Origin of the sequence: Kineococcus lubricus (genome assembly GCF_050871965.1) — a bacterium.
GTDB lineage: Bacteria > Actinomycetota > Actinomycetes > Actinomycetales > Kineococcaceae > Kineococcus.
In genome coordinates this window covers 36271-52984 of the sequence record NZ_JBJLSK010000007.1, presented here as the reverse complement: position 1 = coordinate 52984, position 16714 = coordinate 36271, and the positions used below count along the sequence as shown (strand labels likewise).

Sequence of the window (16714 nt, the reverse complement as noted above, 5' to 3'; positions counted from 1 at the left end):
CCCACCGACCGGCACCTGACCAGGGTCGGAAGTCCCTGCACCGCAACGAGATCGGGGCTCCAGGAGGAAGGTTCCCCTGAACGGACGGGTGCTCGCGGGCCCCGCTACGTTCGGTCGTGCAGCAGCTGCTGCACCCGCCGCCTGGAGGAGACCGCCGTGCTGTCGGACCGTTCCCGCCCCGTCGTCGAAGCCACCCTGCCCGTGGTCGGCGAGCACATCGCCGAGATCGCGCGGCGCTTCTACGCCCACATGTTCGCCGCCCACCCCGAACTGCTCGACGGGACCTTCAACCGGGGCAACCAGGCCCAGGGGACCCAGCAGGTCGCGCTCGCCGGGTCGGTGGCCGTGTTCGCGAGCGCACTGCTGCGCACCCCCGAGCAGCTCCCCGAGCAGCTGCTGTCGCGCATCGCCCACAAGCACGCCACCCTCGGCATCCGGCCCGAGCAGTACGACGTCGTCCACGAGCACCTGTTCCACGCCATCGGGGACGTCCTCGGCGACGCCGTGACCCCCGAGGTGGCGCGCGCCTGGGACGAGGTCTACTGGCTGATGGCCTACGCCCTCATCAACATCGAGCGCGGCCTGTACAGCGCCCGGGGCGTCCGGCCCGACACCGTGTGGCGGACGTGGCGGGTCGTGCGCAAGCAGCAGGAGACGGCCGACGTCGTCACCTTCCTCGTCGAGCGGGCCGACGACCGCCTCGTGAAGACGTCGCTGCCCGGCCAGTACGTCACCGTGCAGGTGACGATGCCCGACGGGGTCCGCCAGCCCCGGCAGTACAGCCTCACCCGCGCCGACGACGGCCGGCACCGGCAGTTCTCGGTCAAGCGGGTCCACGGCGGCGGCCGGCCCGCGGGGGAGGTGTCCAACCGGCTCGTCGACGACGTGCGGGTCGGTGACGAGCTGACCCTGTCGGTGCCCTTCGGCGACGTCGTCCTCGACGACGGCGGCCGCCCGGTCGTGTTCGCCAGCGCCGGCATCGGGATCACCCCGATGGCGGGGATGCTGTCGCACCTGGCCGCGGCCGGGTCGCACCTGCCCGTCCTGCTGCTGCACGCCGACGCGAGCGCGCAGTCCTTCGCGCTGCGCGAGCAGGTGCTGGCCGACGTCGCGGCCCTGCCCGGGGCCCGCGCGCACGTCTGGTTCGAGGACGGCGGGGGAGCGGACCTGCCGGTGCAGGGCGTCCACGAGGGGTTCCTGGACCTCGACGACCTCGACGACGCCGACCTGCCGCCGGACGCGATCTACTACCTGTGCGGGCCGGTGCCGTTCATGAAGGCCGTCCGCTCGGCGCTGCTGGAGCGCGGCGTGGCGGCCCGCGACGTGCAGTACGAGGTCTTCGGGCCGGACCTGTGGGCCGCCGACCTGGCCGGGGTCCCGACGCCGGGGGCCTGATCAGCGGTCCCGGGCGTGCCGGCGGGCCTGCTTGTGGGCGTACATGCGCACGTCCGCGACGTGCAGCGCCCCGGGCAGCCCGTCGGCGCCGACGGCCGCGGTCCCGGTGGACAGCCCCACCGCGGCCACGCTCCCCGACGGCAGCCGCACCGGCTCGGGGACCCGGGCCTGCAGGCGGTGCAGCAGCCCGGTCAGGTCCACCGGGTCGGGGACGTGGACCAGCAGCACGAACTCGTCGCCGCCCAGCCGGGCCACGACGCCGTGCCCCTCGGCGACGGCGGCCAGCCGCGACGCGACGACCCGCAGCACCTCGTCACCGGCCGCGTGCCCGTGGGTGTCGTTGACGGCCTTGAAGCCGTCGAGGTCGGCCAGCAGGACGTGCCAGCCGTCCGCACGGGGCGCGCGCGGGCGCGGCAGCAGCCCGGCCGGTTCGGCGGCCAGCACCTGCGCGGCGAGGTCGCGCAGCCCCCGGCGGGTGTAGGCGCCGGTCAGGTCGTCGCGCCGGGCGGAGCCGGCGGCGTGCTCGTCGCGGTGCGCGTCGCGCACGCGCAGCCCCGCCAGCGCCAGCGCCAGCACCAGGCCGGTGCCCACGGTGCCGAGCGTGGCCGCCCCGGGGGCGTCCGTGCCCAGGGCGATCCGGTGACCGGCGATCGCCGCGGTCGCGGCGGGCGCCAGGTACTGCGTCAGCAGCGTCCCGGCCACCACGAGCGCCTCGGGGGTCCGGGCCGGGACCGCGGGGAGGGCGCTGGGGGCGGGGCGCGCGTCGGCCGGGCACCCCAGGTGGGTCAGGACGAGCAGCACCACCCCGCCGAGGGTCGTGCACAGCCCGGCGAGCCAGCCGGGCCCGGAACCGGCGGTCTGGCCGACGACCATCCCGACGTCGCCGACGACGAGCGCGCTGACGCCGACGGCGGTCAGCAGGGCGGGCAGGTGCGCTCCCCGCGCGGTCTCCCGACCGGCCAGGCGCCGCCACACGACCGCGGCGGCGTCGACCAGGACGAGCAGGTCGAACGTGCAGAACAGCGCCCAGGACGTCCCGTCGTCGACGGCCCGGCCCAGCGGGGTGAGGAGCAGGACCAGCGCGACGGCGGTGGCGGTGAGGTGCAGGTGGACGACCGTGGGGCGGCCCCGGTACAGCCGGCGCCGGGCCGGGCCCCCGGTGGTCCCGGCCGGGGTCTGGTTCGCCAGCACGGCCAGCAGGGCCAGGTAGCGCAGGAGCCCGAGCATCACCGTGGGCCCGGGTTCGAACTGCCCGTCGACGTAGCGCAACCCGGTGTCGGAGGACGTGGCCAGCCAGTAGGTGTCGCCGAGGGCCGTGGCGGCCAGGTAGGTCCCGACCAGGCGCAGCGCGCACCGCCCCGCCCGGGTCGGGCTCAGGACAGCGGCGGCGAAGGCCGCTCCCGCCGCGGCGAAGGCGCCGGCGACGACGGCGACGGTCACGGTGGCGGCCGGTCCCAGGAGCACCCACAGCCAGGTCAGGGCGAGGGGGAGCAGGGTGGCGCACCCCAGGAGCAGGCGGGTCCTGCCGGTCCGGTGCCTCAGCACGCCGTCCCCCATGCGTCAGAGTCATCGATTGATCACTGTCCGTCAGATCATGGAGTCCTCGCGACGGCGCCACGCGGTGTTCCAGGACATTGGCCCCCGCAAGGGGGCCACCCGCCGGACGGCCCGCCACCCGAACGGCCCACGCCCGTGATCGCCGCCCTCAAGGGCCTCCCGGGGCGGACCGATGAGCACAGGAGAGCGACGGCACTCCGCCGTCCGTTCCGTCGTGCCGTGTGGGGAGCGAGATGGACAACGCTGGTCAGGGTGGTCAGCCCGTGGAACCGTACGTCCCGACGAACCTGCGCCCGGGCGCCGACGGCGTCCCCGCGGCGCGGCCGAACATCAGCGCGCTGCTCAAGCAGCTCGAGCAGGACCAGGCGGACCTGGGCGCCGCGCCCACCGCCGCGCCCACCGCCGCGCCCCAGCCCGTGCCGCAGCCCCGGGCCGTGCACCTGGCCCCCGAGGCCCAGCCGCCCGTGGCGCAGCTGGCCCCCACCCACGGCGACCTCGCCCACGAACCCCTCGTCACCACCGGCGACCCCCGCCAGGCGGCGAAGCTGCGCGTCAACGACGTCCTCGTCCGGGCCCTCGAGCTCGGCGCCTCCGACATCCACCTCACCACCGGCACGCACCCCACCGGGCGCGTCTCCGGCGAGATGACCGCCATGGACGAGTTCCCGAAGCTGACCTCGAACGTGCTGCAGGAAGCCGTCTACGCCATCCTCACGCAGAAGCAGCGGGAGACCTTCGAGGCGAACCTCGAACTCGACTTCGCCTACCAGGTCCCCGGGCACTCCCGGTTCCGCGTCAACGTCTACCGCCAGCGCGAGTCCATCGGCGCCGCCTTCCGGCAGATCCCCTTCGACATCCGGCCGCTGGAGGACCTCGGCGTCCCGCCCGTCGTCGGGTCCTTCGCCGGCCTGCAGCGCGGGTTCGTGCTGGTCACCGGCCCCACCGGGTCCGGCAAGTCGACGACGCTCGCCTCGATCGTCGACCTCGCCAACCGCACCCGCAAGGACCACATCATGACGGTCGAGGACCCCATCGAGTTCCTCCACCGCCACAAGAGCTGCATCGTCAACCAGCGCGAGGTCGGCGAGGACACCAAGAGCTTCGCCAACGCCCTCAAGCACGTCCTGCGCCAGGACCCCGACATCATCCTCGTCGGCGAGATGCGCGACCTCGAGACGATCTCCGTCGCGCTGACCGCCGCCGAGACCGGTCACCTCGTCTTCGGCACCCTGCACACCCAGAGCGCCGCCTCCACCATCGACCGCGTCATCGACGTGTTCCCCCCGCACCAGCAGACCCAGATCCGCACTCAGCTCGCCGGCGCCATCCAGGGCGTCGTCTGCCAGACGCTGTGCAAGCGCGCCGACGGCCGCGGCCGCGTCGTCGCCACCGAGGTCATGGTCGCCACCCCCGCCATCCGCAACCTCATCCGCGAGGGCAAGACCCACCAGATCGGCTCCGCCATGCAGGCCGGCGCGCAGTACGGGATGCACACCCTCGACCAGCACCTCGCCGAGCTGGTCCGCACCCGCCAGATCACGTTCGAACACGGCCTGGAGAAGTGCTCCGCCGCCGACGAGTTCCGTCGCCTGACCGGGCGCTGAGGAAGGACAGGACGATGGCAGCCGCCACCAAGGCCCCGGCCAGGACCGGGCACACGACCTTCGAGTACTCCGCGCGCGACCGCTCGGGCAAGCTCGTCAAGGGCACCCTCGAGGCCAGTGATTCCGGCGCCGTCCTGACCCGTCTGAAGAGTCAGGGCCTCGCGCCCGTCTCGGTGGAGGCGTCCAAGGTCGGCAAGGGCATGCAGATGGAGATCAACCTGCCCGGGTCCAACCGGGTCGGGTTGAAGGACCTCGCGCTGATGTCGCGGCAGTTCGCCACGATGGTGTCGTCGGGGCTCTCGCTCATCAAGGCGCTGGCGATCCTGGCCGAGCAGACGGAGAGCAAGAAGCTCGCCGAAACCCTCGGCGAGGTGCGTGCGGAGGTCGAGACGGGCGTCGCGCTCTCCACGGCCCTGGGCCGGCACATCGACGTCTTCCCGCCGCTGATGATCAACATGATCCGCGCTGGCGAGGTCGGCGGCTTCCTCGACCAGGTCCTCGTCCAGCTGGCCGAGAACTTCGAGTCCGAGGTGAAGCTGAAGGCCAAGGTCAAGTCGGCGATGACCTACCCCGTCGTGGTGTTCGTCATCGCCATCCTGGCGGTCGTCGGGATGCTGCTCTTCATCGTGCCCGTGTTCACGAAGATGTTCTCCGACCTCGGCGGGGAGCTGCCGCTCCCCACGAAGATCCTCGTCTTCCTGTCCGCGGCGATGAAGTGGGTGGCGCCGATCGGGCTGGTGCTGTTCATCGTCTGGGCCATCACCTGGAAACGCGTCAAGCACAACGACGCCGTCCGCAACGTCGTCGACCCGTTGAAGCTCAAGCTGCCCATCTTCGGCACGCTGACGCAGAAGATCGCGCTGAGCCGCTTCACCCGCAACCTCGGGACCATGCTGCGCTCCGGCGTCCCCATCCTGCAGAGCCTCGACATCGTCGGTGGTGCAGCGGGCAACGTCGTCGTCCAACGAGCGGCCGTCGACGTCATGGAGAGCGTGCGGTCAGGCCAGTCGCTGGCCGGGCCACTGGCCCAGCACCCGATCTTCCCCGCGATGGTCGTGCAGATGATGAGCGTCGGGGAGGACACCGGGGCCCTGGACTCGATGCTGCACAAGATCTCCGACTTCTACGACCAGGAGGTCGAGGCGACCACGGACGCTCTCACGAGCCTCATCGAGCCGCTGATGATCGCCGTCCTCGGCGGCATCATCGGCGCCATGATCATCGCTCTCTACATGCCGATCTTCGGGGTCTTCAACCTCATCAACTGACCCGATAACCCCGCCGGAGGTGTCGGCAGGCGGCCCGTGAGCTCCCACGCTCACGGGCCGTCGCCGTTCCCGCGGAGGGCTCTTGCTCCCTCCGGGTGATCGGGTCACTTCGGTGCTCAAGCCGGTCGGTACGCCGGTCGATCACTTCAGTACAAGAGCCGCCACACCGGTCACCCGGTGCGCGACCCGCGAGCGGCTCCAGGTTCTCACGAAGGGGAGCATCAGATGCTCGCTCGCATCCGCAAGTCGATCGAGGACAAGGACCAGGGCTTCACCCTGATCGAGCTCCTCGTCGTCATGATCATCATCGGCATCCTGGCTGCCATCGCCATCCCGGTCTTCCTGTCGCAGCGCGCGAAGGCGCGCGACACCGCCACCAAGTCGGACGTCTCGACCGTCGGCAAGGAGATCAGCAGCTACTACGTCGACGGGACCGGTTCTCTCGCGATCGCCATCTCCAGCGGTACCTACAGCCTCACCGAGACCCCCGCGGTCGCCGGCGCTGCGGCTATCGCCACCTCCAAGGTCAGCGATGGCACCGAGGTCAAGACCGCGACCATCGTGTACTCGGACACCACCAACAAGGCTGGTTCCTGGTGCGTCGCGCTGACCAACCCGAACGGCACCAAGAAGGACTGGCAGTACTCCGCCAAGACGGGCCTCACCCAGGGCGCCTGCACCACCGCCGGTACCTACTGATCCGGAACATGTGACGAAGGGGGTGGGCGCGAGCCCACCCCCTTCCTGTCGAAAGGGCGAGCGTGCGAAACGAGCGACGCGGGGATGCCGGCTTCACCTTGATGGAACTCCTCGTGGTCATGATCATCATCGGAATCCTGGCGGCTGTGGCCATTCCGGTGTTCCTGTCGCAGCGCGCCAAAGCCCGTGACGCCGCGACCAAGGCTGACGTCTCCCGGGTGGGCAAGGAGCTGGCGGCGTACTTCGTCGACGGCACCGGCACCATCCAGGCGCTGGACACGACGACCAAGCCCGGCTACGTGCTGATCACCGACAACCGCAACCCGGCGTACGGCGCCGAGGTGCAGCTCACGGGTGGAACCCGGCTCGCCACCTCGTCCCTGACCAACCCCGCGAGTTCCACGACCTGGTGCGTCGCGCTGACCAACGACGCCGGGAGCAGCAAGACCTACCGGTTCAGCGCCGACGGCGGCCTCGCCGTCGGCGTCTGCTGAGCAACCCGACCACCGACCGACCGAGGAGCGAACGAGTGGACGCGCGCCACGACGAGGACGCCGGATTCACCCTCACCGAGACGATCATCGCGATGGTGATCTTCGCCCTGGTCGCGGTGGCCACCGCCGGTGTCCTCATCAAGTCCGCCACCCTCACCAAGGACAACCGCGGCCGGGCCGTCGCGTCCAAGCTGGCGATGGAACAGTTGGACCTCGTGCGCGGCACCGCCTACGCCAAGATCCTGAGCAGCACCAAGCCGGTGGCCGGTCCGGCCGGCATCACGTACACCGTGAGCACCCTGGTCACCCCCGTCTTCATCGACAGCGACGGCAAGAAGCGGTCCTGCAGCGCCGGCGGTGTGGGCGGCCAGCTCTACAAGAAGGTGGGCGTCGTCGTGACGTGGCCGAACAGCAGCCAGGTCGCCCCGGTCCGGGAGGACACCATCGTCCAGTACGCCGGTGACATCGCCGACGGCAGCAAGGGCGCGCTCGCGGTCGTCGTGCGCGATTCGGGCGTGGGCAAGGCGGCGCCCGGGCCGGTGGCCCAGCAGCCGGTCACGCTGGCGACCGGGGAGACCGCCGTCACCGACGACGACGGGTGCGCCTTCTTCGACGGCCTGACGCCCACCACCACCAACAGGGTCACTGTCGCCCGCACCGGGTGGGTCGACTCCACGAGCACCAGCCCGGCCACCTCGGAGCCGGGCATCGCCGCCGGCCAGGTGGCGACGTCGTCCATCAGCTTCGACGAAGCGACCACCTTCAACCTCAGCTTCGGGCCGACGGGGCAGCCGCTCGGCACCTACCGCGTGCCGACCGCGGCGAAGTACACCGTTGTCCCGCAGCTCCTCTCGGCGGACCTCACCAAGCGCAAGTACCAGACCCTGGCGTCCACGCCCGGGTACAGCGGCTCGTCGCAGTGGTGGCCCGAGGCCGCGGGCTACGCGGTGTGGCTCGGCGGGTGCACCCCGAGCAGTCCTGCGGAGCAGACGCTCGTCAACGACGCCCTGCCCGGCGCCCAGATCACCAAGGTGGTGCCGACCGGCGGTCTGACCGCCACCTTCGCGGCGTCCTCGGGCGCCCGCACCCTGTACCTCACGAACACCTCCGCCGCCGCGACCTGCAGCGGTGGCGCCACCGAGCAGCTCAGCGTCCCCGTCACCGCGGGGGCGGCGTCGGTGAAGGTCGCCCTCCCGTTCGGCTCCTGGAAGGCGAGCTGGGGCACCGCACCCGCCAGCACGCTCCTGCCGACCACGCTGAGTGCCGCGCTGCCCCTGCAGTCGGTGGTGGTCCCGTGAACGCGCTCCGCCGGCGGATCCGCCGGTCCCGCGAGTCCGGCGATGCCGGCATCACCTTGGGTGAACTGAGCGTGACCATGCTCATCATGGGCATCCTCATCTCGGTGGTGGCGGTCGTCGTGGTGCAGTCCTACCGGCTGCAGCGGTCGACCATCACCCGGGAGAACGACACCACCGACGTGCAGATCGCCATGGACACCGTGAGCCGGTCCCTGCGCATGGCCAGCTATCTCCAGGACCCCAGCGCGGCGGCCACGATCACCGACCCGCCCAAGCTCGCAGCGTTCACCGAGGTCGCAGCCGACGCCGTCACCTTCACCGCGACGGTGGGGGCGAGGCCGAACCCCGCCCTCCCCGGTGCCGCCGCCGATCCCGTGCGCCTGACCTACAGACTGTCCGGGGGAGTGCTCAGCGAGACCACGATCAAACCCCTCGTCGCCGGCAAGGGCCTCAAGTCCACCTACGGCACGGTCGGGACCACCCGCGTCATCGCCCGCAACGTCGTGAGCAGCTCCAGCCAGCCCCTCTTCACCTACCTGTACGAGCAGCCGGACAAGAAGATCTCGACCACCGTCCCCTCGGGGAACGCCGCGCTGGCGATCCGCCAGGTGCGCGTGAACCTCACCGTCGACTCCGACGGAAGCGGCCCGCTCCAGGGGACGACCTTCACCAGCACCGTCGTCAACCAGAACCTCGACTAAGGACGCCACACCATGCGCACGTTCCTGCGCCGACGTTCCGGGGAGGACGCCGGCTTCGCGATGATCACCGTGGTGATCGCCCTCGTCATGCTCATGCTCGTCTCGACGCTGGTGCTGACCACGGTCCTGCGCAGCCAGTCCTTCCAGCGCAACCAGCAGGACTACGATGCGGCCCTGCAGGCGGCGCAGGCGGGTGTGGACGACTACGTGCAGCGGCTGAACACCGACCGGCTGTACTACAAGTACGACGGCCGCACCAGCGTGGACGCCGCCAACCCGGCGATGGGCAAGGACGTCTCCGGGAACCCCAACTGGAGCCCGGTCCCTCAGTCGGGAGCGGTCCAGCGGGGGTACTTCCACTACGAGGTGAACACCGAGACCTACACGGGCAAGCCGGCCGTCGGGGGGGCGGCGGCCGTCGCCGCGAACGGCACGATGGCCATCACGTCCACCGGGCGCGTCGGCGGGGAGAGCCGCACCGTCGTCAGCACCATCCGACGCTCGGGGTTCCTCGACAACCTCTACTACACCCAGTACGAGACGAAGGACCCGTTCCAGTACTCGCCGACGGGGAACCCCAGTCAGGCGTGGGCCACGGCCAACTGCGAGAAGTACTACGAGTACCGCCCCAGCGGCTGCGGCAACATCCAGTTCGCGGACGACACGTTGAGCGGTCCGGTGTACAGCAAGGACGTCATGCTCATCTGCGACAACGTGACGTTCAACTCGCCGGTGTACACCGACCACGCTCCGTACTACGGCAAGTACTACCGCACCGACTCCTGTGGCAGCACGCAGAACCAGAAGTTCCTCGGCGGTACCCCGGCCCTGGCCAAGTCCCTCGACATGCCGGAGACGAACGGTGAGCTGAAGGAGCAGACCGCGGCCCCGGCCAGCCCTCCCGGCTGCCTGTTCGTCGGGCCGACGCGCATCACCCTCAAGGGGGACAAGATCAGGGTCGAGAGCCCCTGGACGAAGACCACGACCAGTGCGTGCGCCCTCAACACCTGGATCGACGTGCCGGTCAACGGGGTCATCTACGTCGACAACGTCCCGTCGCTGTCCAACGACCCCAACTACTGGCCCGCGACGAACCTCAAGACGCCACCGCCCACGTGCCCCACCGCCACCGGCAAGGGAGCGAACAACCTCGGCTTCCCGATCTCGGGCGAGACGAACTTCAGCGACCTCGACCTCTACAACTGCAAGGTGGGGGACGTCTTCATCAGTGCGCAGGACGGACTGAAGGCCAATGCCTTCGACGGCCGGCTGACCGTCGCCGCCAAGAACGACCTCATCATCACGGACAACATCGACTACAAGAACGGGACGAACGGGGACAGCATGCTCGGCCTCATCGCCGAGCGGAACATCTGGTACTGGCACCCGACGAACTCCAACAAGCAGGACCTGGACTACCTCGGCAAGGGGAGCGAGGACGGCAAGGCCCGGGTCAGTGCGGCGCTCCTCAGCGTCCAGCACTCGATCGGTCTCATGCGTCCGGACCTCGGGAGCTTCGCGAGCACCTTGTCGATCACCGGGAACCTGACGCAGAAGTTCCGTGGTGTCGTCAAGAACAAGTCCGGGTACCTGAAGAACTACCTCTACGACCCGCGACTGCAGTACGACGCACCACCCCACTTCCTGGAGCCGACGACGAGCTCCTTCCAGGTGAAGCAGACCGCGGAGACTTCTCCCCAGTACCAGTCGCCGGAGGACTGAGGTGACTGTGCTGATCGCCACCTGCGCGCTCCTCGGCCTGCTCATCGGTTCCTTCCTCAACGTGGTCGTGCACCGCGTTCCGAGGGGCGAGTCCGTCGTCCGGCCGGCTAGTCGTTGCCCCGGGTGTGAGCGGGAGATCCTGCGCCGGGACAACGTGCCCGTGCTGTCCTGGCTCGTCCTGCGCGGCCGGTGCCGCGGTTGCGGGGTGCCGATCAGCGTGCGCTACCCCCTCGTCGAGGTCGGTACCGCCGCTGTCTTCACCGCCCTTGGGTGGGTCGTCGGTCCTAGCGCCGCCCTCCCGGCCTACTTGTACTTCGGTGCGATCGCGGTGGCCCTGGCCCTCATCGATCTTGACGTCCGGCGGCTGCCGGATGCCATCGTGAAACCGTCCTACCTGGTCGCCCTGGTGCTGCTGGCCGCGGCCAGCGCCGGGACGGGGGACTGGGGCGCGTACGGACGAGCCCTCGTCGGTGGGGCGGGTCTGTGGTTCCTGTACCAGGTCACGGTCATCGTCAAGCCAGGCGGCATGGGGTACGGCGACGTGAAGCTCGCCGGCGTGCTCGGTCTGTACCTCGGGTGGTGGGGGTGGGATGCGCTGGTCGTCGGTGCCTTCGCCGGGTTCCTCATCGGTGGGGTCGTCGGTGTGGCCGTCCTGCTCACCGGCGGGTCCCTGAAAACCAAGGTGCCGTTCGGCCCCTCGATGCTGCTGGGTGCTTTCCTCGCCTTGTTCATCGCGTCGCCGGTCGCCCAGTGGTACCTCGGGATGGCGGGCATTGCGCCGTCCGTGTGAGTTCGGATCACGCTGTGCGTCCGGCCTCAAGGCCGGTGCCGGCCGGCCCGACACAGCAAGTGAAGCGCCTGCGAATCCGCGGGCTCGAGAAACGAAGGAGGCGACGTGCCCGGACGGACCGCCATTGGTCTCGACATCGGGACGTCGGGCGTGCGCGCCGCCGAACTGTCCTACGGCCGCGGTGGCATCACGCTCGACAAGTTCGGGCAGGTCGCCCTGCCGGAAGGAGCTGTGCGTGACGGAGAGGTCGTCGACCGCGCCATCGTCGCCGACGCCCTGAAGGCCCTCTGGAAGGGCAGCGGTTTCACCGGCAAGCGGGTGGCGCTCGGCGTCGCCAACCAGAAGGTCATCGTCCGTCAGGTCGACCTGCCCTGGATGCCGGCTTCGGAGCTGAAGGAGTCCCTGCCCCTCCAGGTGCAGGACTTCCTGCCCATGCCCGTCGAAGAAGCCGTCCTGGACTTCCACGTCACGGAAGAGCTGTACGAGGAGGGTCAGCGCGGTCTGCGCGGACTGCTCGTGGCAGCTTCGCGCGAGATGGTCATGAGCAACGTCCAGGCCGTCGAGGCGGCCGGCCTGCGCGTCACCTCGGTGGACCTCAACTCGTTCGCCGTGCTGCGCAGCGTCGGTAAGCCGAACACCGAGGTGGCTACCGAGGTCCTCATCGACGTCGGTGCCCGGGTCACCAACCTCGTCATCCACTCCGACGGGCACCCGCGCTTCGTGCGAGTCCTCCTCATGGGCGGTCAGGACGTGACCGATGCGGTCGCCGAGCGCATCGGTGTCCCCACCAACCACGCGGAGGGCCTCAAGCGAGGTTTCGCGGCAGAGCTCGACGAGCGTGAGCAGCAGCTCGCCGGCAGCGCCATCGAGCTCATGCAGGAGGTCTTCGTCGACGAAATCCGCAGTTCCCTCGACTACTACGGCGTGGCCAACCCGCGCTTCCCCGTCGAACGCATCGTGGTCACCGGCGGCGGTTCGCAGCTGCACGGGTTGGTCGAGCGACTCGAGCACGTCACCCGCCGCATCGTGGTGGCGGGTCGCCCCACCGACGGTCTGCACGTGGGCCGCACCGGCCTCGACGACCAGCAGTTGGAGAGCATCCAGCCCCTCGCCGCGGTTCCCGTCGGCCTCGCACTCGGAGTGATCTCATGAGTTTCCAGACGCTGGAGGCGGTGGCCACCCGTCAGCGCGTCGTGCGTGTCGACCTGCTCCCGCCGGAGATCGCACAGGCGCGGCGCTCCAAGCGGTTGCGCGCTGGCCTCGCCGGTTCGCTGGCCGTGGTGGCCGTCGCCGCCGGAGCGGCCTACGCCATCTCCGCCGGGCACGTCGCCGACGCGGAGTCCGCCTTGGCTGCGGAGCAGGCCCGCACCCCGGCGCTGCAGGCGGCTCAGCGGCCGTACGCCGAGGTCCCCCAGGTCTACGCGCAGTTGCGTCAGGTGCAGCAGGTGCAGGACTCCGTCACCGCGAACGACGTCGCCTGGTACCGCTTCGTCGATGGCATCGCCGCCGGGGCTCCGGCTGACACCGCCCTGACCACGGTTTCCTTCGCCCTGGCCGACGCCGCTCAGGCGTCGGGTGCAGAAGGTGACCCCCTGGCGGTGCCGGGCATCGGAACTCTGAGTGTCAGCGGCCAGACCACCTCCCAGGCGCAGGTCGCCACCTGGATGGAGAGTCTCACGCGCACGGCCGGGCTGGTCGACCCGCGCTTGAGCAACTCCTCCTACGACCCGCAGACGGGGCTCGTGACTTTCACCACATCAGCCACCGTGACGGCCGACGCGCTGTCCCACCAGCAGTGACGCCTCAGGACTCAGGAGCCACGACATGACACGGTCCAAGGACACGGTGTGGATCGCCGGCACCGGCGTGCTCGCGCTGCTGGTGCTGGTGGCCACGTACTTCCTCCTCGTCGCCCCGGCGCGGGCGCAAGCGGCGGACGTCGCCGAGCAGACTCTCTCGGTGCGGCAGAGCAACGCCGTCATCGAGCAGCAGACCGCGCAGCTGAAGAGCCAGTACGCGTCCCTCGGGGAGAAGAAGCTGGAGCTGGCGTCCATCACCTCCACGCTCCCCGCGAACGCCGAGGTGCCCGCCCTGCTGCGCACGCTGGAGGGCTACGCCACGACCGCCGGGGTCACGCTGACCAGCGTCGCACCCGGCTCCCCGACAGCCTTCACCGCGAACGGTGCTGCCCCCTCCACGACGACCGCGGTCGTCCAGATCCCCCTCACGCTGAGCACCACCGGCAGTTTCACCCAGACCGAGCTGTTCCTCAAGAACGTGCAGGCGGACATGGGCCGCTTCTACCTGGTGAGCAACGTCTCCCTGCAGACCGGTGACACCCAGGACGCCGGGGCGGTGAACGGCACCATCACCGGAGTCGTCTTCGTCCTGAGCGACGCCTCGACGACCACTGCCGGTACCTCGACGACCGCCCCGGCGACCGCTGACGCGACGCCCTCCACCGAGACGGTGAGCTGATGAGCGAACAGAGCCCTGCTGGCGACGCGCTGTCCCCGGAGGTCGCCTCCGAGGCGATGTCGTCCCGGGTGCGCGACGGAAAGGCCCTGCGCACTCTGCTGACCGGCGCTGCGGGTGTCGTCGTGCTCGGTGGGGGCGCGCTCGCTTTCGTCTGGTTGAGCAGCGCCCCAGGCGTCGACAGCGCACTGGCGGCCGGCCTGCCCGGCGCCGTGTCCACCTCGACGGCCACCTCGTCCTCGTCGACGCCGTCGACCGGGACGTTCGTCCTCAGCGGCCGTGACGTGTTCGTGCCTCTGGCCACGCCGACCACTGCTGGTGTCGAGGCCGTCGGAGGGACGACGGCGGGCGCAGGCGGTTCGACGACCACGGTCGCCCCGGTCTCAGCTGGGAAGGTGGCGACAGGCGTGAAGTCGACGAGCTCCCCGGCGTCCACTGCGGCGGGAGCGAAGGTGCCGGCGACGACGAAGGCGCCGACCACCGCGCCGACGGTGTCCGCCACGACGAGCCCCACGCCGACGGTCAGCCGTTCTACCGCCGCGCCGTGGCAGCCGGGGAGCGTCGTCTTCAAGGAGATCCCCGTCAAGAGCACTGACGGCACCGGTAAGTTCGTGCTGGACGCCGACGGTCTCAACCCCGTCTCGGGGTCGCTGACCGCCGGCTCGCTCATCCCCTCCACCTCCACCGTCTACCGTCCCTGGGGCACCACGACGGAACGGGCCATGACGGCCGATGAGATCACGGCTTGCCAGGCGCGGATCAAGGCGGCGGCCACCACGGAGGAGGCGGCCAAGATCTCCCGAGCGACGAAGGACTGCACGGTGGTCGACGACTACGTGTGGCAAGCGGTCTTCGTCCCCAGCAGCCAGGCAGCGCTCGCTGCCACCAACGAGGAGAGTTACGGATGGCTGGTGCCCGCGGGCACCGAGCTGCCCGACGCCGTCATGGGCAAGGTCACCGGCACGATCCGGTGGATCGGTCAGCGGGGGGAGAAGCACCTCGTACAGGTCGACAACGGGGCGGGCGCCTGGGTCGCGAAGGGCGAGACCGTCCCCGGTACCTCGCTCGTCTTCACCGGGATCGGCCTGGAGTCGATCGGCAGGACGGACGTCGCCGTCTTCAGCGGCGGCGGCGCGACCTACTTTACCGTCCTCGGCGGCGGCGAGCGTGCCGGCATCACCTTCTGAGACGCCTACCTTGTCCCGCTCTTCCTCCACCTCGGAGCCCCTCATGATCTGCAAGCCTCGTACCGCAGGCAGGCGCGCTGCTGCCGCGATCGTCCTCGCCGGCCTGGTCGGTGGGACGGTCGCGGGTGCCGCCGCCGCTTCCCCCGTCCGCTTCACGCCCACGTACGGCGTCGACCGCTACATGACCTCGGCCTTCGCCGACGACGACCCGGTGCAGACCGCGTACCTGGTGACCGGTGAGAACTACCCTGACGGCCTGACGGCCGGCGCGGTGGCCGGGGCCCAGGACGGCAACGTCTACCTGGTCCAGAAGAACTCGATCCCCGACTCGGTGCGTGCCCGCCTCGTCTACGCGAAGAAGATCGTCGTGGTCGGTGGGGAGGGTTCCATCGGGGCGGACGTCATGACGTGGTTGCAGCAGAACACCCGCGCCCAACTCTCCCGGGTCGCCGGTAACGACCGGTTCGAGACCGCCGCCGCCCTCTCGCGGGTGAACTACCCGCTGACGGTGGACACGGTGACGCTGCCGGTGAGCAACGTCGTCGTCGCCACGGGCTGGGACTACCCGGACGCCCTGGCCGGGAGCGCGGCCGCGGCGCACGCGAACTCCCCGCTGCTGCTGGTCTCCCGCGACGAGGTCCCGGCCGCGGTCGGCGCCGAGCTTCAGCGCCTGAAGCCCGCGGCCATCACCGTCGTGGGCGGCACCGACCGCGTCTCCGACGCCGTCCTGCAGCAGCTGAAGGCCTACACCACCGGGTCCGTCGAGCGGGTGTCCGGTGCGAACCGCTACCAGACCGCCGACGCGGTGAGCGCCAAGTTCTTCACCGGGGCGCGAAACGTGACCCTGGCTTCGGGGGAGACGTTCGCCGACGCGCTCGCCGCCGGTGCCCGCGCCGGCCGCTACGGTGGCCCGCTGCTGCTCACGGCCGCGGCGTGCCTGACCGAGGGGACGAACCTGGAGATCGAGCGCCTCCAGGCCTCCTTCGGCGAGAGCGCCCGGCTGGCTTCCTTCGGCGGGCTGCAGCGCATCAGCGAGGCCGCCGCCAAGCGCACCAACTGCCAGCCGGCGGGGACCGCGCCCAAGACGTACCTCGACGAGCTCGCCTACGTCGAGGGCAGTGGCCGGTACCGGGTGGACCACGCCGAGATGGCGGACCGCTTCTACCCCCGGTCCACCGCGTTCGACGCCGACCCCCGCAACTCCGACTACGGGACGTGGACGCTGGGCGTGAAGTACTCGCGCTTCACCGCGGTGGCCGGGGTGGCGGACGGCAACACCAGCGGCATCACCTCCACCGTCCAGGTGTTCGGGGACGAGCGGCTGCTGGCGACCGCGACCGTGAAGAACGGGGCCCCCGTGGCCCTCGACGTGGACGTCCGCGGAGTGGACCGGCTCAAGATCGTCACGACGACGCCGAACGCCTCCCTCAGCCCGGCGTCGGCGCAGGCGAACTACGTCTACTTCGGGGACGCCGCCGTCAGCTGACTCGCCCGACCGCCAGGCCCGCACCCCGACCCGGGGTG

The 16714-nt window shown here is 70.5% G+C and carries 15 protein-coding genes; 14 read left to right on the top strand and 1 reads right to left on the bottom strand.

Features of this window, described 5'->3' with window-relative positions; translation table 11 throughout:
- Positions 1–156: 156 nt before the first annotated feature.
- Positions 157–1395: a globin domain-containing protein gene (locus ACRYRX_RS06910; protein WP_432511103.1), complete on the top strand. Its 1239-nt coding sequence runs from the start codon at positions 157–159 to the stop codon at positions 1393–1395.
- Here ACRYRX_RS06910 and ACRYRX_RS06905 read toward each other — a convergent pair whose 3' ends face one another.
- Entirely contained in the window at positions 1396–2940 is a 1545-nt protein-coding gene (locus ACRYRX_RS06905; RefSeq protein ID WP_432511102.1) for a GGDEF domain-containing protein, read from the bottom strand. It abuts the gene before it with no gap.
- Positions 2941–3215: 275 nt separating this feature from the next.
- Here ACRYRX_RS06905 and ACRYRX_RS06900 point away from each other — a divergent pair, with 275 nt between their 5' ends.
- The 13 genes from ACRYRX_RS06900 to ACRYRX_RS06840 all read left to right on the top strand — a co-directional run bounded on the left by ACRYRX_RS06900 (position 3216) and on the right by ACRYRX_RS06840 (position 16676).
- Positions 3216–4556 carry a type IV pilus twitching motility protein PilT gene (locus tag ACRYRX_RS06900; RefSeq protein ID WP_432511101.1) on the top strand — a complete coding sequence of 447 codons (1341 nt, stop codon included), beginning with the start codon at positions 3216–3218 and terminating at the stop codon, positions 4554–4556.
- A gap of 14 nt (positions 4557–4570) precedes the next feature.
- Positions 4571–5824: a type II secretion system F family protein gene (locus ACRYRX_RS06895; RefSeq protein ID WP_432511100.1), complete on the top strand. Its 1254-nt coding sequence runs from the start codon at positions 4571–4573 to the stop codon at positions 5822–5824.
- 225 nt (positions 5825–6049) lie between these two features.
- Positions 6050–6523, top strand: a complete 474-nt coding sequence (locus ACRYRX_RS06890) for a type II secretion system protein (RefSeq protein ID WP_432511099.1) — start codon at positions 6050–6052, stop codon at positions 6521–6523.
- Positions 6524–6624: 101 nt separating this feature from the next.
- Positions 6625–7017, top strand: a complete 393-nt coding sequence (locus ACRYRX_RS06885) for a type IV pilin protein (RefSeq protein WP_432511098.1) — start codon at positions 6625–6627, stop codon at positions 7015–7017.
- Positions 7018–7052: 35 nt separating this feature from the next.
- Positions 7053–8315, top strand: a complete 1263-nt coding sequence (locus ACRYRX_RS06880; protein ID WP_432511097.1) for a type IV pilus modification PilV family protein — start codon at positions 7053–7055, stop codon at positions 8313–8315.
- Positions 8312–9016 carry a PilW family protein gene (locus ACRYRX_RS06875; RefSeq protein ID WP_432511096.1) on the top strand — a complete coding sequence of 235 codons (705 nt, stop codon included), beginning with the start codon at positions 8312–8314 and terminating at the stop codon, positions 9014–9016. The genes ACRYRX_RS06880 and ACRYRX_RS06875 overlap by 4 nt, the downstream gene beginning before the upstream one ends.
- A gap of 12 nt (positions 9017–9028) precedes the next feature.
- Positions 9029–10738: a pilus assembly PilX N-terminal domain-containing protein gene (locus tag ACRYRX_RS06870; protein ID WP_432511095.1), complete on the top strand. Its 1710-nt coding sequence runs from the start codon at positions 9029–9031 to the stop codon at positions 10736–10738.
- A 1-nt stretch (position 10739) separates the two neighbouring features.
- Entirely contained in the window at positions 10740–11528 is a 789-nt protein-coding gene (locus ACRYRX_RS06865) for a prepilin peptidase (RefSeq protein ID WP_432511094.1), read from the top strand.
- A gap of 105 nt (positions 11529–11633) precedes the next feature.
- Positions 11634–12680 (top strand): type IV pilus assembly protein PilM, encoded by a 1047-nt coding sequence (gene pilM, locus ACRYRX_RS06860; RefSeq protein WP_432511093.1) that lies wholly within the window; start codon positions 11634–11636, stop codon positions 12678–12680.
- Positions 12677–13327, top strand: coding sequence for a PilN domain-containing protein (locus ACRYRX_RS06855; protein ID WP_432511092.1), 651 nt, complete (start codon positions 12677–12679; stop codon positions 13325–13327). The genes pilM and ACRYRX_RS06855 overlap by 4 nt, the downstream gene beginning before the upstream one ends.
- 25 nt (positions 13328–13352) lie before the next feature.
- Positions 13353–14006 (top strand): type 4a pilus biogenesis protein PilO, encoded by a 654-nt coding sequence (gene pilO / locus ACRYRX_RS06850; RefSeq protein WP_432511091.1) that lies wholly within the window; start codon positions 13353–13355, stop codon positions 14004–14006.
- Positions 14006–15190, top strand: coding sequence for a hypothetical protein (locus ACRYRX_RS06845; protein WP_432511090.1), 1185 nt, complete (start codon positions 14006–14008; stop codon positions 15188–15190). The genes pilO and ACRYRX_RS06845 overlap by 1 nt, the downstream gene beginning before the upstream one ends.
- A gap of 43 nt (positions 15191–15233) precedes the next feature.
- The gene (locus ACRYRX_RS06840; RefSeq protein WP_432511089.1) at positions 15234–16676 is read left to right on the top strand and encodes a cell wall-binding repeat-containing protein; all 1443 of its coding nucleotides are present in this window, start codon (positions 15234–15236) and stop codon (positions 16674–16676) included.
- The last annotated feature ends 38 nt before the right edge of the window (positions 16677–16714 follow it).

Bases quoted from the DNA above. Each gene is read 5' to 3' on its own strand.
- ACRYRX_RS06870 (WP_432511095.1), top strand. From the start codon at position 9,029: ATGCGCACGTTCCTGCGCCGACGTTCCGGGGAGGACGCCGGCTTCGCG.
- ACRYRX_RS06895 (WP_432511100.1), top strand. From the start codon at position 4,571: ATGGCAGCCGCCACCAAGGCCCCGGCCAGGACCGGGCACACGACCTTC.
- ACRYRX_RS06845 (WP_432511090.1), top strand. From the start codon at position 14,006: ATGAGCGAACAGAGCCCTGCTGGCGACGCGCTGTCCCCGGAGGTCGCC.
- ACRYRX_RS06855 (WP_432511092.1), top strand. From the start codon at position 12,677: ATGAGTTTCCAGACGCTGGAGGCGGTGGCCACCCGTCAGCGCGTCGTG.
- pilO (WP_432511091.1), top strand. From the start codon at position 13,353: ATGACACGGTCCAAGGACACGGTGTGGATCGCCGGCACCGGCGTGCTC.
- ACRYRX_RS06840 (WP_432511089.1), top strand. From the start codon at position 15,234: ATGATCTGCAAGCCTCGTACCGCAGGCAGGCGCGCTGCTGCCGCGATC.
- ACRYRX_RS06890 (WP_432511099.1), top strand. From the start codon at position 6,050: ATGCTCGCTCGCATCCGCAAGTCGATCGAGGACAAGGACCAGGGCTTC.
- ACRYRX_RS06885 (WP_432511098.1), top strand. From the start codon at position 6,625: ATGGAACTCCTCGTGGTCATGATCATCATCGGAATCCTGGCGGCTGTG.